Origin of the sequence: Paenibacillus sp. A3M_27_13 (assembly GCF_024213315.1) — a bacterium.
Lineage (GTDB): Bacteria > Bacillota > Bacilli > Paenibacillales > Paenibacillaceae > Paenibacillus > Paenibacillus polymyxa_B.
The window spans coordinates 1,336,961-1,353,650 of record NZ_JANAVE010000002.1; the positions used below are offsets into that span (position 1 = coordinate 1,336,961).

Sequence of the window (16,690 nt, forward strand, 5' to 3'; positions counted from 1 at the left end):
TATTTATGTTTGTTATTAGTAATTATTACGATTAAATTTCGATAAATGATTGCAAGAAGGAAACTTTTACGGTACGATCCATATTAAATGTTGCAAAGACAAGGAGGGGTTATATGATACCGATTGTTGTTTTATCCGGTTTTTTGGGTAGCGGTAAAACCACTCTTCTTCAGCATGCGCTGGCTTACTACAAGGAGAAGGGCCTCAAGCCAGCCATTTTGATGAATGAGTTGGGTGATGTTAATCTGGACGGCAGTTTGGTGAATGGCCAAGCACCCATGAAGGAAATGCTCAGCGGTTGTATATGCTGTACCATTCGCGGGGATTTGGGCGTCGAGCTCATGAATCTTGCTGATGAATATAAGCCGGACGTGATTATTGTAGAATGTACCGGAGTGGCTAACCCGATGGAGATTGTAGATGCAGTGACAGACGCCTCCATCTATTCCTCTATGATTTTACAATCCGTTATCACGGTCATAGACGCGCATCAATTTCTGGACTTTGCCTCGGGGAACGAGAGAAGCAAGTCGCTTCGTTTGATGCAGGATCAGCTTCGGTGCGCTTCCAAACTGATTATTAACAAGACCGATTTATTGGCTGCGGGCGAGTTGCAGAAAGTACAGGCCCTCGTAAAAGAGTTAAATCCATATGCTTTGACTGTGAGCACGCAACGAAGTGACGTGGACGCGGGTATTTTTTTCTCCACTCAAGGAGAGGAGCGTATGGACGTTTCGCGGCATAAGGAATCCGCAGTTGATATTAAGAGTAAACATTCTCATTCGGAAAATCATTTGCAGACGTATGATCATGATAACCATACAGATCATCATGATCATGATCACCGTGATCACGCCCATGGCCACGAACATGGGGAGCATTATCATTCCTACGACCATGTAGTTGTTCACACGCATTTCTTTGGACAACCTGTGCCACGCTCCGAGTTTGAACAGTTGTTCCGCAGTTTGCCAGCTGAAATTTACCGGGCCAAAGGAATTGTGCGGTTTCTGGAATCAGAGGGCCAGATGATGTTTCAATTTGCCTATCGGGAGCTGGAAATCATTCCGATCCGCCCGCAAAAGCCAGTGAACGATGTAGCGGTTGTCATGGGTGAGAATTTCTCTGCTTCCGAGATCGAGGGACAATTGAGAAAGCTGGAAGCGGCCGAAAAGCCATTGAGTAGTTCATGACTTCGAGAACGAGCAACCTTAATCCATCACAACATAATTCTCGCGCACACCTAGCGGGCAAGCCTACTTGGGGATTTACAACAATTCTGCTGCTGACTGCTGGACTGTTGCTTTCGGTCACACTCGCGGTTATGCTGGGTCCTGTAGCTGTCACACCGGGGACGATATGGCGAATTGCACTGTCCCATCTTCCTTGGCTGGACCAGTGGATACCCGTGACATGGACCAAGCCTGAGCAATATATCGTTTGGGAAATCCGCTTTCCACGCGTGCTGCTAGGTGTTGTCGTAGGAGCAGGACTTGCTGTTACAGGAGCGACTATACAGGCATTAATCCGTAATTCGTTAGCAGATCCCTATATTTTAGGAGTCTCGTCTGGGGCTTCGGTAACAGCCACGTTGGTGATTGTGTTCGGAGCTTTCGGATTTTTAGGACGACTTGCGCTGCCTTTATCTGCTTTTATAGGTTCGTTAACTGCAATGCTTATGGTGTTCGCGTTAGCCCGTGTGGCTGGGAGCATATCGACGACCCGCTTATTGCTGGCAGGGGTGGCGGTGTCTATGATGCTGTCGGCAGTGACTAGCTTTATCGTTACGATGGCCCCGAATGAAAAAGGCATTCGTGACGCGATGTATTGGATGATGGGAAGTCTGGCAGGTGCTCAATGGGATACACTTTTTATTCCAAGCCTCATTGTAGCCGTTGGAACGGCTGTGCTCCTGACCCGATACCGTTCGCTGAATGCTTTGCTAACGGGTGAAGAAACCGCAGTAACGCTAGGTGTGAACGTACAGACGTTCCGCGTATTACTGGTTGTTGTGGCGTCTCTTTTAACCGGGGCAGTCGTATCAGTTAGTGGCTCGATTGGCTTTGTCGGGCTTATGATTCCGCACATCGTTAGGCTGATAGTGGGATCAGATCATCGGCGTGTACTGCCTGTCAGTCTGTTGGCGGGAGCTATTTTTGTCGTGTGGGCTGATGTATGTGCCCGGCTCGTGCTGGCTCCACAGGAGCTGCCGATTGGTATTGTGACGGCTGTGTGCGGAGGACCCTTTTTTGTGTGGCTGCTGCGTCGTAGTTCCTACTCGTTTGGAGGCGAAAAATGAATATAGAAGTCGAATGCGTGACCTTCAGTATTCACGACAAACGGCTGATCGACGGCATCTGTCTCCAGGTAAAAGCAGGGGAGCTGGTCGGATTGATCGGTCCGAATGGCAGCGGGAAATCGACGTTGCTCAAAAATATGTATCGTGTGCTAAAGCCTGACAGTGGTTTGGTTACGTTGGATGGCCAGGATATGCTGCGGATGAAGTATAAAGAGACGGCCCGACAAATGGCAGTGGTGAGTCAGGATGCGCCGCAAACGTTTGATTTTTCAGTACGGGACATCGTGCTGATGGGGCGCCATCCGCATAAGAAACTGCTGGAAGCAGATACTGTCGTCGATCATGAACTGGTCGAGCAGGCGCTGGAGCGGGTAGGCATGGATGCTCAGGCGGATCAGGACTTTGCCACCTTGTCCGGCGGAGAAAAGCAACGGGTATTGATCGCCAGAGCTTTGGCCGGGCAGGCGAAATTTCTTGTTTTGGATGAGCCGACGAATCATCTGGATATCAGGTATCAGCTGCAAATTTTGGATTTGGTCAAAACACTTCGGATAACTACGCTAGCTGCACTACATGATTTGAATTTGGCGGCATTTTATTGTGATCGAATGTATGTATTAAAAGAAGGCAAAGTGGTAGCCTCTGGCATAACGGAGGATGTGCTTCAGCCAGACCTGCTGTGGAGTGTATTCGGTGTGGAGACAGAAATCTGCATTCATCCAAAAACCGGGAAGCCGAATATTACCTTTTTACCGGATTCTCTCAGGAGAGGAGGCTATCCATAACGTCAACAGAAAAGGTGATACGATGAGGTAAGATATACTACAAATAAAAGAGGAGACGGTACATATGAAAAAATATAGCAAGCCCGCGTTACCGCTGGTTATGCTCGCTTTGGCGATGATGCTGTTGTTATCAGCCTGCGCAGCAGGAAACACAGCTCAAACAAGCGATCCATTGGCAAACGGGCAGCAACCTGCCGCATTGCAATCGGCAACCAATAAGACGTCGGTAGAGCTTGAGAACATGGGCGTTAAAATGGCATTTCCCGAGGCGCCCAAACGCGCGGTTACATTGAACCAGCATGCAACTGAGGTTATGCTGGCCCTTGGACTGGAATCCTCTATGGTAGGAACTGCGTATTTGGATGATCAGATTTTGCCAAAATATAAGGCTCAATATGACAAAATCCCGGTACTGGCCGGACAATATCCGTCCAAAGAGGTGTTTATGGCCGCTGCACCGGATTTTGCCTATGCGGGCTGGAAGAGTGCCTTTAATGATAAAAATCTGGGTTCCCGTGAGGAGTTAGCCAAACAAGGGGTGCTGACCTATGTACAGGAGTCCTCAAATAAACCGGGTCCCACGTTAGAAGATGTGTATCAGGATATACTAAATATTGGGCGTATTTTCAGGGTTGAGGAGCGTGCAGAAAAGCTGGTAAATGACATTCGTGAACAAGTGCAGTCCATTCAGACTCAAATTGGTATTGTTGAACAGCCACCCAAGGTGTTTGTCTATGACAGCGGAGAAGACAAGCCCTTTACGGCTGCCAACAATTACCTAACGTCTTTGATTGAAAGTGTGAAGGCGAAAAATATTTTTGATGATATCGACAAAAGTTTTACCGAGGTAAGCTGGGAAGAGGTTGTGAACCGTAATCCTGACGTCATTGTCATTCTCGACTATGGAGATACTTCACTGGCGGATAAAGAGAAGCTGCTCCTGAGCAAGCCTGCGCTGGCTGGTGTGGAAGCGATCAAAAACAAACGGTTTATAGTACTGCCATTATCCGCAGCGGCTGAAGGCGTGCGCGCTCCGATCGCGTTGAAAACCTTGGCGGCAGGCTTATACCCGGACAAGGTGAAGTAAACAAACAAAAGAGTTTCCAAAACATTGACGAACCTTGCCTAAACTGTTAAACTTGCTAATGCGTAAAGGTTACGTTTATCAAACGCTTATTTTTTTATTACCAAATCGTAATAATTACGGTAGATGGTTTAATGATCATAAACGACCTGGAGAATCTGCGCAAATGATGATCGCTCAGATGGCTCCAGGCTTTTTAAAGGAAAAGGAGATTTGCGTCATGTTATTGGCCTCATTGGAACAGGTCACATTTGGCTACGGAGACGTTCCTAACTTGGTGGATGCCAATGTTGAAATTTTTTCGGGAGAATTTGTAGCTATTACCGGACCGAATGGTGCTTCCAAATCAACCATGCTCAAACTGTTGCTCGGCTTGCTTCAGCCTTGGAAGGGCAAGGTGTTCATGTCTAACCGTACAGGTGAAGGCAAAAAGCTCGTTGTCGGATTTGTATCCCAACAAATTGCTGCTTTCAATGGCGGATTTCCAAGTACGATTTTGGAATTTGTCCGTTCAGGAAGATATACTCATGGCTCTTGGTTACGCCGTATGCGGTCTGAGGATCATGATCTGACTGAGCAGGCGCTGCGTCAAGTAGGCATGTGGGATTTGCGTCACCGTAAAATCGGAGAATTGTCGGGTGGACAGAAGCAGCGTATTTGTGTGGCAAGAGCACTCGCTCAGGAATCGGATTTGCTCATTTTGGATGAGCCTACGACCGGAATGGATCAGGAAAGCCGCCATCATTTCTACGATCTGATGAATCAGCAGGTTAAGGAATATGGAAGAACTGTGGTCATGGTGACCCATGGACTATCGGAAGTGCAACATTATCTGGATCGAATTATTGAGCTTGAGAGGAAGGAAGATGGCGGATGGAAATGCTGCACTACGACTTCATGCAGCGGGCATTTTGTGCCGGTGGGGTAATTGCACTGCTGGCCTCGGTGCTTGGAGTATACCTGATGCTACGGCGTCAGGCTCTCATGGCGGACATGCTATCGCATGTATCGCTGGCAGGGGTGGCAGCGGGTGCCTATTTAGGCATTAACCCAACGATAACTGGATTTATTGTTGCCGTAATCGGCGCGATTATCGTTGAATACGTCCGCAGGTCTTATAAAACATATAGTGAGATATCTGTGGCTATTATTATGGTAGGTGGCCTCTCGACGGCCGTTATTTTAATGAATCTGAATCAGAGCATCAACAAAGGGTTTTCCGCTTATTTGTTCGGTTCGGTAGTAGCGGTCAATCAGACAGAGCTGATGTTGATGATTGTAGTGGCTGTGATCGGAGGTATTTTCTTTTTTGTATTCCGGCGTCCATTGTATCAGATTACCTTTGATGAAGAAACGGCGAAGACTAATGGTCTTCCTGTCAAGTCCATCTCATTTGCATTTAGTATTTTAACAGGGATGATTGTAGCTGCTGCAATGCCGATTGTCGGTGTGCTGCTTGTCTCCTCACTCATCGTGCTCCCTGCGGCGCTGGCGATTCGAATCGCACCGAGCTTCGCGGCAGCCATCTGGATATCTATGATCACTGCATTGATCGGCGTATTTATGGGTTTAACGGCGTCGTATGAACTTAGTACACCCCCAGGGGGGACAATTGCCATGGTGCTGTTATTATTCCTGATCGTAGGAGCTGGTATTCAAAAGCTGGTCCGTAAGCTGGGCAAGCAGCAGGCTTCCCGACGGAAGAATGCGACAGGCCAGTGAGTGTAATTACAGTGAGAGTGACTAAAAACTAACACATAAAGGAGTAATGAATATGAATACATGGTTCAAAAAATCATTTGTATTGTCTGCGGGACTAGCACTTATTTTGTCTGGCTGCGGAGCCAAATCTGATAATACAGCTACAAATGCTTCCCAAACCGAGCCGAATGCGGCACAAACAGCAGACAAGCTGAATGTGGTCACCACTTTTTATCCAATGTATGAATTTACCAAGCAAGTTGCTGGAGACCATGCTAACGTAACCGCGTTGATTCCTGCCGGTGCTGAGCCGCATGACTGGGAACCAAGCGCCAAAGATATGGCACAGGTTAAGGATGCTGACGTATTTGTTTATAACGGTATCGTCGAAGGTTGGGCAGAACAGGCTTTGAGCAGCGCGTCCAACGATAAGCGTGTTGTAGTTGAAGCGAGCAAAGGATTGAACCTGATGGAAGGCACGGCTGAGGAAGAAGGAGAAGAAGCACACGCAGAGGAAGGCCATGATCACGATCATGTGCTGGATCCTCATGTATGGCTTAATCCAGTCTTGGCCCAAAAAGAAGTGGAGTCCATTGAAGCAGGGCTTGTGGCAGCCGATCCGGCAAACAAAGCTGATTATGAGAAAAACGCTGATGCTTATATCGCCAAGCTGAAGGATCTGGATAACGAGTTCAAAACAGGTCTGAAAGATGTAAAACGTAAAGACTTTATTACGCAGCATGCTGCTTTTGGTTATTTGGCTAAGCAATATGGTCTGACCCAAGTACCTATTGCCGGATTATCTCCAGAGCAAGAGCCTACACCGGACAAGCTGGCGGGTATTATCAAATTTGCTAAAGAAAATAATGTTAAAACGATTTTCTTCGAAACTCTTGTTGATCCGAAGGTTGCTGAGACCGTAGCTACTGAAATCGGTTCAAAAACCGATGTACTGAATCCGCTCGAAGGATTGACGGATGAAGACAAACAGAAGAACCTGGATTACCTTGGTGTGATGAAAAACAATCTGGAGGCTTTGAAAAAAGCTCTGAATGAATAAGGAATTCTTAAACGAATAAGTTTAAAAACTGACGTCGGAATGATACCGGCGTCAGTTTTTTTATAACTATCTAAGAAGATTGTACTTTCTGGGCTAGTGCTCTAGATACAGTAGATATATAGTCCTTTGTAATTTGCTTTTCAGAAATGATTTACGTCATTGTGAAACGTTTTTTTGAAAACTAATTCTGTAGTAGCTAGTTTCAAATTTCTTTTATAATTCATTGGTAGCGTTTTTATTTTTACAGATTCTTTCTATTAATATTACTAGTTTATTCACCGATATTGAAGTTTGGGCGTGCATATCATTTGACAACGGATTGGAGAGGTTAATTTGGCAACAGTTATAGTAGTGGATGACTCTTTATTTATGCGTTCTGTGCTTAAGGATATTCTTTTGGATTTAGGTCACGCTGTTATTGCGGAAGCAGAAAATGGGTATGATGCTGTTTTGAAATACGCACACTTTCGTCCCGATTTAATCACCATGGATATTAATATGCCTAAGATGGACGGACTTGAGGCTGTTAAAAAGATTGTAGAGCTTGATCCCCAAGCCAACATTTTGATGTGTTCTGCTTTGGGGCAGCAGGAAGCGATTATAAAAGCATTTCAGGCAGGTGCAAAAGACTTTATTGTTAAACCATTTGAGATGGAAAGGGTCGTGAATGCCGTCACAAAAATGTTGGGGAGTTAAGGAATCAAGATTTTTAATACATAAATATTGAACATGTTAAAGCGAGAATTCCATGCTTATTTTCACGAATATGGAGATGAATAGGATGAGCAATCGAGTGTTGTCTCAAAAAGTATTTATAGACGAACTGATCGCTACGATCAAGAATGGAGGGCTTGTCCCTGTAAATTATGAACACCTCGTCAGCGAACAAAGGGAAAGAATGGATGCTCTTAACAATGAACTTACCCTTCGTATTGAGGGATTAGAGACCGATTTGATCTCTGCTTCGACACATTCCATTCCTTTTGCCAATGGCGAAATTATGTTTCTTGCTCGCTATATTGTACTCATTGGGGATCATACCGAGGGATACTTTGTGTTCTATCGAGCAGAAGACTGTGAAAGTCCAGAGGAATATCAGTTTTTAACAAGCTCTTATCAACTTCCACATTTATTACTTGAATTATCTCTTTCTTTAAAAGAACATGGTACTAATGAGCCGCTTGATATTCTGACTTATTGGAATGGCCCTGTCTATCCGCTGAAAGATTTGAATAAAGAAGATATTAAGCTATCCACCTATGAATTTTAAAGTGAGGAGATGGGATTAGGGGCATCGAGGTTTGGTAATTACTTATACAAAGGAGTTGAAAAATCAATGATTAGTAAAGTCGGTCAAATTATGTTGTATGTAAATAACCAGGATGAGGCACTGGATTTTTGGACAAAAAAAGTAGGATTTAAAGTAATTTCTGAAGAAAATAATGGTCAAGGAATGAGATGGATTGAAATTGCTCCTGCAAAGGGTGCAGAAACAAGCATCATTCTCCACAATAAGGAATTCGTTGCTAAAATGTCACCTGAATTAAATCTCGGTACACCTTCTTTAATGTTTTTTTCGGAAAATCTTGATCAATTATATGACGACTTATCAAATAAAAATGTCAAAGTTGGAGAAATTGTAACTATGCCTTTCGGAAGAGTGTTTAACTTTGCAGATAATGAAGAAAATTACTTTGCTGTAAGGGAACGAACTAAATAATAAATTTTTGTAGAAGTTAAATTTTTAAGTTCAGATTACATTGTTACGAAATCCCTTGAGAGAGTCAAATCCCTCAGGGGATTTTTTTACATTGATAATCAAACGCATGTTCGCATATAATACAAACAAACGTTCTGATAAGGAGTGAAGGATCATGTTGGAAAAATACGTGGGGCAGATCGTGGAAATCGTGTATTTGGATCGGAAGGGCAAACTGTCTCATCGGCGTATCGAGGTGCATCGTGTGCAGAATGGCTTGATACGAGCCACCTGTTTACAGACAGGCCAGCCACGTGTTTTTCGATTAGATCATGTATTGGCATGGCATCCGGTAACCAGAACAGCATAGGAGGGGCTTACGATGGGGAAAAAGCTTGAAGGAAATGGCATATGGGAAAGCTCGCGCATGATTTTGCCTGAGCATCGGGAGGCATATTTAAGACTGATGAAGGAGCAAGGAAGGCGCGGCAAGCCAGCACTGGACGATCAGGAAATGCAGCAGATTGAACAGGCCATTATCGTATCCTATAACGAACGTAAGCCTATTACGCTAAAAGTGTTCAATCCATTTGATGATGAGGAGCTGCGTGGACTGGTCACAGTAATTAACACAAGTCGGCGAGAAGTGAAGCTATCCCGTGGGGAAGAGGATTTTAGCTGGATTAAGTTGGAGGAAATTATCGAGGCGCATATATAAAAACAGTCTGACTAAGTCGGAGTGTTTTTTACATTTGTCCCGCCGTTTTTTAAAATTAAGATTGTAGCTCTATGAATCCATATTTAAAATAAAACTGTAATTGCAAAAGGAGGAGTTCAATATGAAAATAAGTAAAAATAATGCTGAACATTATATATGGGGAGATCAATGTGATGGTTGGCGCTTGGTGAAAAATAATGATTTGAGCATTATTCATGAGCGGATGCCCGGAAATACACATGAGGTCAGACATTATCATCATCATGCGCGCCAATTTTTCTTTATTTTATCAGGTACAGCGGTACTTGAAGTGGATGGTGAACGAATCCAATTAGGATCTCAGGAAGGGTGTGAGGTTCCTCCTATGGTGCCTCATCAAATGTTTAATGAAACGAATCAGGATGTTGAATTTTTGGTTATTTCTCAGCCTGCGAGCAGAGGTGACCGGGTTCTGGCCGAAAAATAATATTTTGGAGCAGACATGTTCCAGCGAAGGTTGACAAGTCTTTTTTAGTACCGTATAGTGCTAAATATGATGAAAAAAAATAAAATCACGAATCGGGATGTTGTTCTGCGCATCGCCACCTCATTGTTTCTTACCCAAGGATATCATGCAACAAGTATGGATGAAATTGTGGCTGTGAGCAATGTGTCCAAAACCAACATTTACTATTATTTTAAAAGTAAAGAAGAGCTACTTTCAGCCATTCTGGATCAACTGATTCAAACGTATAATGAGATGATTTATGAAGTTGTTTCGCGTAAGGATCAGTCTGTTCAGGAACGTTTTGAAATCCTTCTTCAATTGCTGACAGAGCAAGAGACAGATTGTTTGGGAGGCTGTCCCTTTATTACTCTTTATACGCAAATGCCTCAAGATAGCGCCTTGTTTCGGAATAAAATAAGCCAGTTCTTCCAAAGCCAAATCACTACCGTAGAAATATTGCTGAACGAGGGAAGGGAAAGATTAGAGATTCAGGCTGAACTTCCTGCGAGGTCGACGGCCCAATTCATCGTCTCGGCCATTGAAGGTGCGCTCTTTCTGCAGCATGCAAGCCAGGACCCGAGCATACTCGAAAATTTAAAATTTACTTTAGCACTTCTGCTAAAGTGATTTTTTTAATCTTTATTAGTACTACGAAGTACTAAAAATTAAAAAAGGCAGGTTTCGTATATGGCACATATCTTTATCACGGGCGGCACAGGGTTTATCGGCATGCATACGTTACGACAACTTTCAAAGGCGGAACACACTATTACCGTCCTGGTTCGTTCGCAGCAGAAGTGGGAACAAATATGCAGGCAAATGGATTTGGAGACAGCATGGCATATCGGGAAATTAACACCGGTTATTGGCAATTTGAGTATACCTGCTCTAGGATTAAATCCTGTTGACAGGCAACTCGTGGAGACAGCAGATGTGATAATTCACGCAGGAGGCCCGATGGATATTCTGCTGGGAGAGGAGGATGCGAGAGCAGCTTTTCTACAAGCGGCAGAAGAAATGATAACGTTGGCTACACATATTCATGCGAGCAAAGGGTTACGACATTTTATTCATTTGGTTGGGTATAAAAGCCCTTTTAATGATCATAACTGGATTACTCCCGAGCCCGTCATCGCTCATTTGGAACAGGCGCCTCCATATGAAAGGATGAAATTTTTGGCTGATTTGCGTATTCGTCAAGGAGCACACAAGGAAGGATTTCCGCTTTCGGTTGTCCATTTGAGCGTTGTCATGGGTGACTCAGAGTCTGGGGATACGCCCCAAACTGGTGGGCTAGGCATTCTCGTAGGTTCTACAGCGCGCAAGCTTATGGGACTTGTCCCCGGCGGAAAATCTCATTGGCTTCCCTTGGTCCATGTAGATCATGCAGCCGAATTGATCAGTGTTCTTACGAAGGAATCACATCCTGCTAGTGAAACATACTACTTGATGGATGACAGGCAGCAGAGTCCAACGATGATAGAGCTGGGAACGAATATGGCGAAGGAGCTTCGTGTCTGTAAACCGCTCGGTTCGATCTCGCCAGCTTGGCTAACCAGTATATTGGGTACTCCTCTGGGCCAAAAGTTAGGTATTCCGAAGGAATCACTCGATTTTATCGTGGATGTGGACTACCCACTGGATGCAGCACGAGAGATTCAACGTAAATACGGGTTGTCACAGGCAACGAACAAAAGCATGTTCCCATTTGTCATTACTGATCTTGATTTCAGGATTGCTCATTCCACCATAGATACAGATGGATATGTCCGCAACAGACGTGGGCCATTAGCTACCCTGGAGCGAAGGGTGAAGAATGGAAATCCAACGATCGTATTAGTTCACGGTACTTTCAGCGGGGCAGATTGTTTGATACCGCTGGCAAATCAATTTCCGGAATCCTCTGTTTGCTTGGTGGATCTTCCCGGTTTTGGCCGTTCCCCATACCATCATAAGGAGGATGTACTAGAAGGCCACATTGAATCGTTAGTGCAGGCTATTCAGGCTTTGGAAACGCCAATCTGCCTTGTAGGTCATTCGTTCGGCGGACTACTAGCTGTTAAGGCATGGGAACGCGTACCTGAGCGTATCAGTAGCTTACACCTATTGCAGCCTGTATTGCATACTGCTCCGCGCAGATATCGGAGCGCACGAATTACGGAGAGTATGCTAGGCAGACTCAGCGAGTCAGGCTTACGCAAGCAATTGCTTGCGCAGACTTGTTTTGAAAGTATCGACGATATCCCGCCAGCATACATCACATATGTTCTTGAAGAAATGCGTTCCCCACGCGTAAGAAAGACGACTGCGCAAGCCCTAGCCATGCTAACCAAGTCCGATAGCTTCCGGTCGGTCCCTGAGATATCCGAAAGAATGTATAAAGAGGAGGTTTCGATTCTATGGGGTGTGAAGGATCAGATCTATAAGTTGCCCGAGCCATTTCATGCCCTGCATACGCTGAATATTCCGGCAGCTCATCATTTTCCGATCTCGCAACCGGAACGAACAGCGCAATATCTAAAGCAGCACATACGACAGAATAACGTTAGTGTATAAAAATAAAACCAGCCTAGCACATATAAATCAAGTGCAGCCTGGTTTTTTATCAATAAATGTCCTTAGCATCTGCTGGGAGAGCTTTTACGTGATGGAGATAGTTCGTAACACGTTGATCGTCCAGAGTCGGATATTCGTAACCATAATGGTTCGCTACTTCCAAGGCAACTTCTCTAAATAAATTTCCCATGATAAAAAGAGACTGCCACATATGTTCATAATCTGCATCCGCAAACGTTTGGATGTAGGCTGTCCATTGTTCAGGCTCAAGGTGGTTCTCGAAATATTTTCCCTGCTTACCCGGATCTGCCGCGAAGTCTGTTCGTATACCAATATGCCATTCCAACATCAAGTGGAGCGCATCTCTAACAGGCCGATCCAGCATAAATTTAGCATAGGGCAGCTCTTGTCGCCATAATCCTTTAGCCACATAAGTACTGACCCACCAGAACTCGTTGCAGGAATCCGCATAGGCTTGGGCGGTTGGGGGTATCGTCTTATAATCTTGAAGACTTGGCGGTGGGAAAGGCTGCACAAGCCCGTCTTTATCCAGCAGCAGTACACTTAAGCTGTCTCGGGTCCAATTGGCGATGTTTTCTGTAGGATAGAGAGTAAGATCTATGCGATTGCCGTCCGTAAATAACATGAGAAAAGCAAAACGATCACGGGGCATCGGAGTAGGTTCCATATGCTCATCGGGCGTCTGCATAATGATCAATTCACCAAAATGGTTGATCCAGCGACGTTCCTGAATAAAGCTGTCCATGGAGGATACGAGAAAGACGATATCATAATCCTGAAAAATGTCCCGTGGAGCATGTGGATTGGCGCGTGAACCATTCAGAATCACGGCACGTACCCGTTCGTCCTCTTGAGCAAGATGGAGAATGGTATGAAGCATTTCATGTTCACTTCTCATAATAGTTGTCTCCACAAGCGGTATCTAAAGGAGAAAAACGTGGACAAGGGAGCAATAGAAATAATGGCCACTAGCTCAAGGATCATCAAGGAAAACAACCTCCTGTAAGTTCTTTTATCTGGGATAAGTCTCCTATCCTTACAATAGCCTATACACAGAAGCCATTCAATTGTGCTGCCGAGGCCTTCTTCATTACCAGAAGTACACTTGACCGAATTGTATGTTTTATCCATAATGAAGCGAGGCATCAAGTACAGACCATCTTAGAGCCTAATCCTCTAATACGTTTAAAGGAGTGATGATGTTTGAACACGAACAAACAAATCAAAAAGCTTATGAGAGATTTATGTATTTAGATGAATAAGAAAGAATCTCTCATAGGCTTATGGGAGGCAAATCGGACAGATGTGTGCTCATCACATGATTAAAGGAATAGAACTCGCGGAATCTTATTTTTATAAGGCATTCGGTCTTTTTATTACAATGAAGCATCACATATCGATTCAAGGTGTTATTAGCGGCACCACACCGGGTAGAATTTTTTTATCTAATAATGGGGATACCGCTGTATTGAGCAACCCCCAAGGCATTTTTCTGGGAGGAAGTCCGGACAATAAAGCCTTTTTAAAAGAAATCAACATGTTGCTTCAAGAAATCCTATTACCTCAACTGGCATCCAAAGGAGAATTAGACTACGTGCTATATTACCCGGCAGATGAGAAGTGGGAAGCTGCTCTTGAAACCGTGATGAAGGATTTACGGCCTATGAAGAGTGGACGAATGACGTTTACTCAGCATTTGGACGGTATAGCTAACCCGCTTGGAGAGGATATCGTAGCAATAGATCGTGAACTATTAAAGCAGCGGCATCTGACCGTAATTGTAGAGGTGCTGAGTTTTAAGACTTGGTACCTACCGCAAGCATATGCGGGCTCATACCGATTACGGATTCCTGCTCTTCAACCTGCCGTGATATATCCAGCAAGCGGCTGCGATGGGAAGGAAGCACCCACTTTTCCTCAAATCCGGGTGCAATCCAGACGGGTCCTTCCACGCCCAGTACACGAGGCTTCGGCAATCCAGCCGCCTGCCAGTCTGCGCGCAAGGCATCCGGTGTATGGAAGTAGGAGCGTGTGAGAAAAGAGGGATAAGCAGCAGGGCGCACATGCTGACCATCTGTTAGCTCCTGTCTGACCATATCCATGAACGCATCTTCCTCCACAATGGTATTGCACTCACCGTACACCGATAGCCCCCACAGTAGCGAGCCAAACCTGGAAATAGCTGAAGTAATCAGCGTTCCACCTTTTTTTAAGACACGCGCTGCTTCTTGCAGTGCTTTTACTCGTTCCTTCTGTTCCGTTAAATGATATAAAGGTCCCATCAATAGCACGATGTCCGCGCTTTCATCTTTACGATCAAGATTTCTGGCATCCGCGGTTTCCAGCTTGCTGATGATGGGTTTATTCAGTTGCTGCTGACGAGCGAATTCAATGGCTTGGGAAGATAGATCAAATAAATGAACTTCGTATCCCAGCTCCGCCAGCCACGAAGAGTAGACCCCTACACCGCCGCCGATATCGTAAATAACATGAGTAGACTCCCTGAGATAACGTGAAATGATTTCTTTTGATCTTTCCAGTTCTATTTTTCCTATGCCTCGCTCTAACCTGCCTATTTCTGCACCGCCATCATAATAAGCCAGAATTTCATGCGTATCTTTTTCAAGCATAGCGCACCTCATCTCAAGTGATTGGAATAATATAACATTATCACTTACATCATGAACAAGTCTACCGTGTTTAGGATTAAGAAACCATCGGAAGCATTGGGAAAGAAAAAAGCTGTTCCCCAGTAGCTAAACCTACTTTTTGGGAACAGCCATATTTAAATGATGTTTGTTTCCAGCATGCCCTCGAGATCTTCTTTGGTAAGATGGTAGTGTGCGTTACAAAAGTGGCAATGAGCTTCAGCCTGTCCATCGGTATGGATCATATCTTCTATTTCCTTATTCCCTAAGCTGATAATGGCATTGGTAACGCGCTCTTCTGAGCAGGGACAATGAAATTGTACAGGCATGGTTTCCAGTATGTTTATGTTGCTTTCTCCTAAAATCTGACCCAGAATCTGCTCTGGTGTAAGACCTTCCATGACCATTGCGGAGATGCTTGGAATGCTCTCAATACGTCTCTCGATAAAACTGATAACCTCTTCTGGTGTATCTGGCATCAGCTGAATAATAAAACCTCCAGCCGCCTGTATAGAGTTATCCGGGTTAACAATAACTCCCGCTCCCACAGAAGAAGGAATTTGTTCGGATTGGACGAGATAAGATGTGAAGTCCTCGCCCAGTTCACCCGATATGAGAGGGACCTGTCCAACAAACGGGTGTTTTAAGCCGATATCTTTGGATACAATTAGCGCTCCATCTGTTCCTACAGCTCTGGCGACATCTAATTTCCCTATCTGATTAAGCTCAAAATGGGTTTGTGGATTTTTTACATAACCTCTAACTTCACCTTTGGAGTTGGTATCGACAAGAATGGTGCCGATAGGTCCGCCACCGTTGATTCTGATCGTCAGTTTATCCTCATCTTTAAGCATGGCTCCCAGCATGACGCCGACCGTCATAGAACGTCCCAATGCAGCCGATGCTGTGGGCCAGGTATAATGACGCCGTTGGGTCTCACTTACCGTTTCCGTTGTTCTCACGGCATAAGCCCGTACCTGATTGTTGTAGGCAAGAGCTTTTACTAAATAATCGTTCATGTTCATATTCCTTTCTGTTAATTAGAGTTCTTTACAAGACCATTTTTTCCTGAATCCAGTTCTCCAAAGAAGTAATTTTGTCATCATATCCTTCTTTAAAAAAGTCAGCGGATAGTGACGCGATGGTTTCTCTTTTCAGAACGGCCTTCCAGGAGGCTTCCGCTTCTTCCATCAAATTTGCCAGTAAACAACACTGATCGTCTTTCTTTAATTCAAGCATTTCGTTGTATATACCACTGGAAGAATACAGGGTTTGTTGTCCCTCAATCGCTAGATAAATATCAAATACCCGTATATCCTCAGGTTTTTTCTTTAATTTGAACCCGCCCTTGACACCAGGTACAGAAGTAATCAAATCGGAGCTAACCAATTTTCGTAACAGTTTATGAAAATAAGTAGGTGAAGCACCTAACTGCTGGCTGATGGCCTCCCCAGGTAAAACGGCTTTGTCCGGCAGCATCGTGAGTAGAAGAAGAGCGTAGACAGATTGTTCGACACCTGTTTTCATATGCACTAGCAATCACCTCAATATTTATAACCAGGCTAATGTGGATAAACATTATCCACATATATTGCATAATAGATGAGCTTATTATAAAAGTAAACTGTTTTT

General features: G+C 44.5%; 19 protein-coding genes. 15 read left to right on the top strand and 4 right to left on the bottom strand.

All coding sequences use genetic code 11. The annotated features are described in order from the left end of the window. Window positions 1-113: 113 nt before the first annotated feature. From NLX82_RS12685 to NLX82_RS12755, 15 genes are all read left to right on the top strand, one after another. The gene (locus tag NLX82_RS12685) at window positions 114-1,193 is read left to right on the top strand and encodes a CobW family GTP-binding protein (protein WP_023988400.1); all 1,080 of its coding nucleotides are present in this window, start codon (window positions 114-116) and stop codon (window positions 1,191-1,193) included. Continuing rightward, window positions 1,190-2,299, top strand: coding sequence for a FecCD family ABC transporter permease (locus NLX82_RS12690; RefSeq protein WP_028542351.1), 1,110 nt, complete (start codon window positions 1,190-1,192; stop codon window positions 2,297-2,299). Before NLX82_RS12685 ends, NLX82_RS12690 begins: the two co-directional genes overlap by 4 nt. Continuing rightward, window positions 2,296-3,084, top strand: coding sequence for an ABC transporter ATP-binding protein (locus NLX82_RS12695; protein ID WP_068940795.1), 789 nt, complete (start codon window positions 2,296-2,298; stop codon window positions 3,082-3,084). Before NLX82_RS12690 ends, NLX82_RS12695 begins: the two co-directional genes overlap by 4 nt. Window positions 3,085-3,148: 64 nt before the next feature. Next, window positions 3,149-4,171: an ABC transporter substrate-binding protein gene (locus NLX82_RS12700; protein WP_053325337.1), complete on the top strand. Its 1,023-nt coding sequence runs from the start codon at window positions 3,149-3,151 to the stop codon at window positions 4,169-4,171. A 217-nt stretch (window positions 4,172-4,388) separates the two neighbouring features. Beyond that, window positions 4,389-5,096 carry a metal ABC transporter ATP-binding protein gene (locus NLX82_RS12705; protein ID WP_025724201.1) on the top strand — a complete coding sequence of 236 codons (708 nt, stop codon included), beginning with the start codon at window positions 4,389-4,391 and terminating at the stop codon, window positions 5,094-5,096. After that, a complete protein-coding gene (locus tag NLX82_RS12710; protein WP_028542348.1) occupies window positions 5,042-5,890 on the top strand; it encodes a metal ABC transporter permease in 849 nt (282 codons plus the stop codon). The genes NLX82_RS12705 and NLX82_RS12710 overlap by 55 nt, the downstream gene beginning before the upstream one ends. A gap of 52 nt (window positions 5,891-5,942) precedes the next feature. After that, the gene (locus NLX82_RS12715; protein ID WP_075154135.1) at window positions 5,943-6,929 is read left to right on the top strand and encodes a metal ABC transporter substrate-binding protein; all 987 of its coding nucleotides are present in this window, start codon (window positions 5,943-5,945) and stop codon (window positions 6,927-6,929) included. Window positions 6,930-7,262: 333 nt separating this feature from the next. Continuing rightward, window positions 7,263-7,625, top strand: a complete 363-nt coding sequence (locus NLX82_RS12720) for a response regulator (protein ID WP_023988407.1) — start codon at window positions 7,263-7,265, stop codon at window positions 7,623-7,625. An 85-nt stretch (window positions 7,626-7,710) separates the two neighbouring features. After that, window positions 7,711-8,199 carry a hypothetical protein gene (locus tag NLX82_RS12725; protein WP_023988408.1) on the top strand — a complete coding sequence of 163 codons (489 nt, stop codon included), beginning with the start codon at window positions 7,711-7,713 and terminating at the stop codon, window positions 8,197-8,199. A gap of 66 nt (window positions 8,200-8,265) precedes the next feature. Next, window positions 8,266-8,649, top strand: a complete 384-nt coding sequence (locus NLX82_RS12730) for a VOC family protein (protein WP_023988409.1) — start codon at window positions 8,266-8,268, stop codon at window positions 8,647-8,649. Window positions 8,650-8,803: 154 nt separating this feature from the next. Beyond that, on the top strand, window positions 8,804-8,998 hold the full coding sequence (locus NLX82_RS12735) for a hypothetical protein (protein WP_013310131.1): 195 nt from the start codon (window positions 8,804-8,806) through the stop codon (window positions 8,996-8,998). 12 nt (window positions 8,999-9,010) lie between these two features. Next, window positions 9,011-9,346, top strand: coding sequence for a YolD-like family protein (locus NLX82_RS12740; RefSeq protein WP_028542345.1), 336 nt, complete (start codon window positions 9,011-9,013; stop codon window positions 9,344-9,346). Window positions 9,347-9,467: 121 nt separating this feature from the next. Continuing rightward, window positions 9,468-9,812 (top strand): cupin domain-containing protein, encoded by a 345-nt coding sequence (locus NLX82_RS12745; protein ID WP_028542344.1) that lies wholly within the window; start codon window positions 9,468-9,470, stop codon window positions 9,810-9,812. A 69-nt stretch (window positions 9,813-9,881) separates the two neighbouring features. Next, window positions 9,882-10,460, top strand: a complete 579-nt coding sequence (locus NLX82_RS12750; RefSeq protein ID WP_023988411.1) for a TetR/AcrR family transcriptional regulator — start codon at window positions 9,882-9,884, stop codon at window positions 10,458-10,460. Window positions 10,461-10,520: 60 nt separating this feature from the next. Then, complete coding sequence (locus NLX82_RS12755) at window positions 10,521-12,389, top strand: alpha/beta fold hydrolase (protein ID WP_254348180.1); 1,869 nt, start codon at window positions 10,521-10,523, stop codon at window positions 12,387-12,389. A 49-nt stretch (window positions 12,390-12,438) separates the two neighbouring features. Here the strand turns inward: NLX82_RS12755 and NLX82_RS12760 are convergent, their stop codons facing one another. From NLX82_RS12760 to NLX82_RS12775, 4 genes are all read right to left on the bottom strand, one after another. Continuing rightward, window positions 12,439-13,308 (bottom strand): aminoglycoside 6-adenylyltransferase, encoded by an 870-nt coding sequence (locus tag NLX82_RS12760; RefSeq protein ID WP_053325341.1) that lies wholly within the window; start codon window positions 13,306-13,308, stop codon window positions 12,439-12,441. Between the two features lie 898 nt (window positions 13,309-14,206). Then, window positions 14,207-15,040, bottom strand: coding sequence for a class I SAM-dependent methyltransferase (locus NLX82_RS12765; protein ID WP_075154137.1), 834 nt, complete (start codon window positions 15,038-15,040; stop codon window positions 14,207-14,209). Window positions 15,041-15,195: 155 nt separating this feature from the next. Then, window positions 15,196-16,077 (bottom strand): Hsp33 family molecular chaperone HslO, encoded by an 882-nt coding sequence (hslO, locus tag NLX82_RS12770; RefSeq protein ID WP_075154138.1) that lies wholly within the window; start codon window positions 16,075-16,077, stop codon window positions 15,196-15,198. Between the two features lie 31 nt (window positions 16,078-16,108). Then, window positions 16,109-16,591 (bottom strand): RrF2 family transcriptional regulator, encoded by a 483-nt coding sequence (locus tag NLX82_RS12775; protein WP_023988417.1) that lies wholly within the window; start codon window positions 16,589-16,591, stop codon window positions 16,109-16,111. Between the last annotated feature and the right edge of the window lie 99 nt (window positions 16,592-16,690).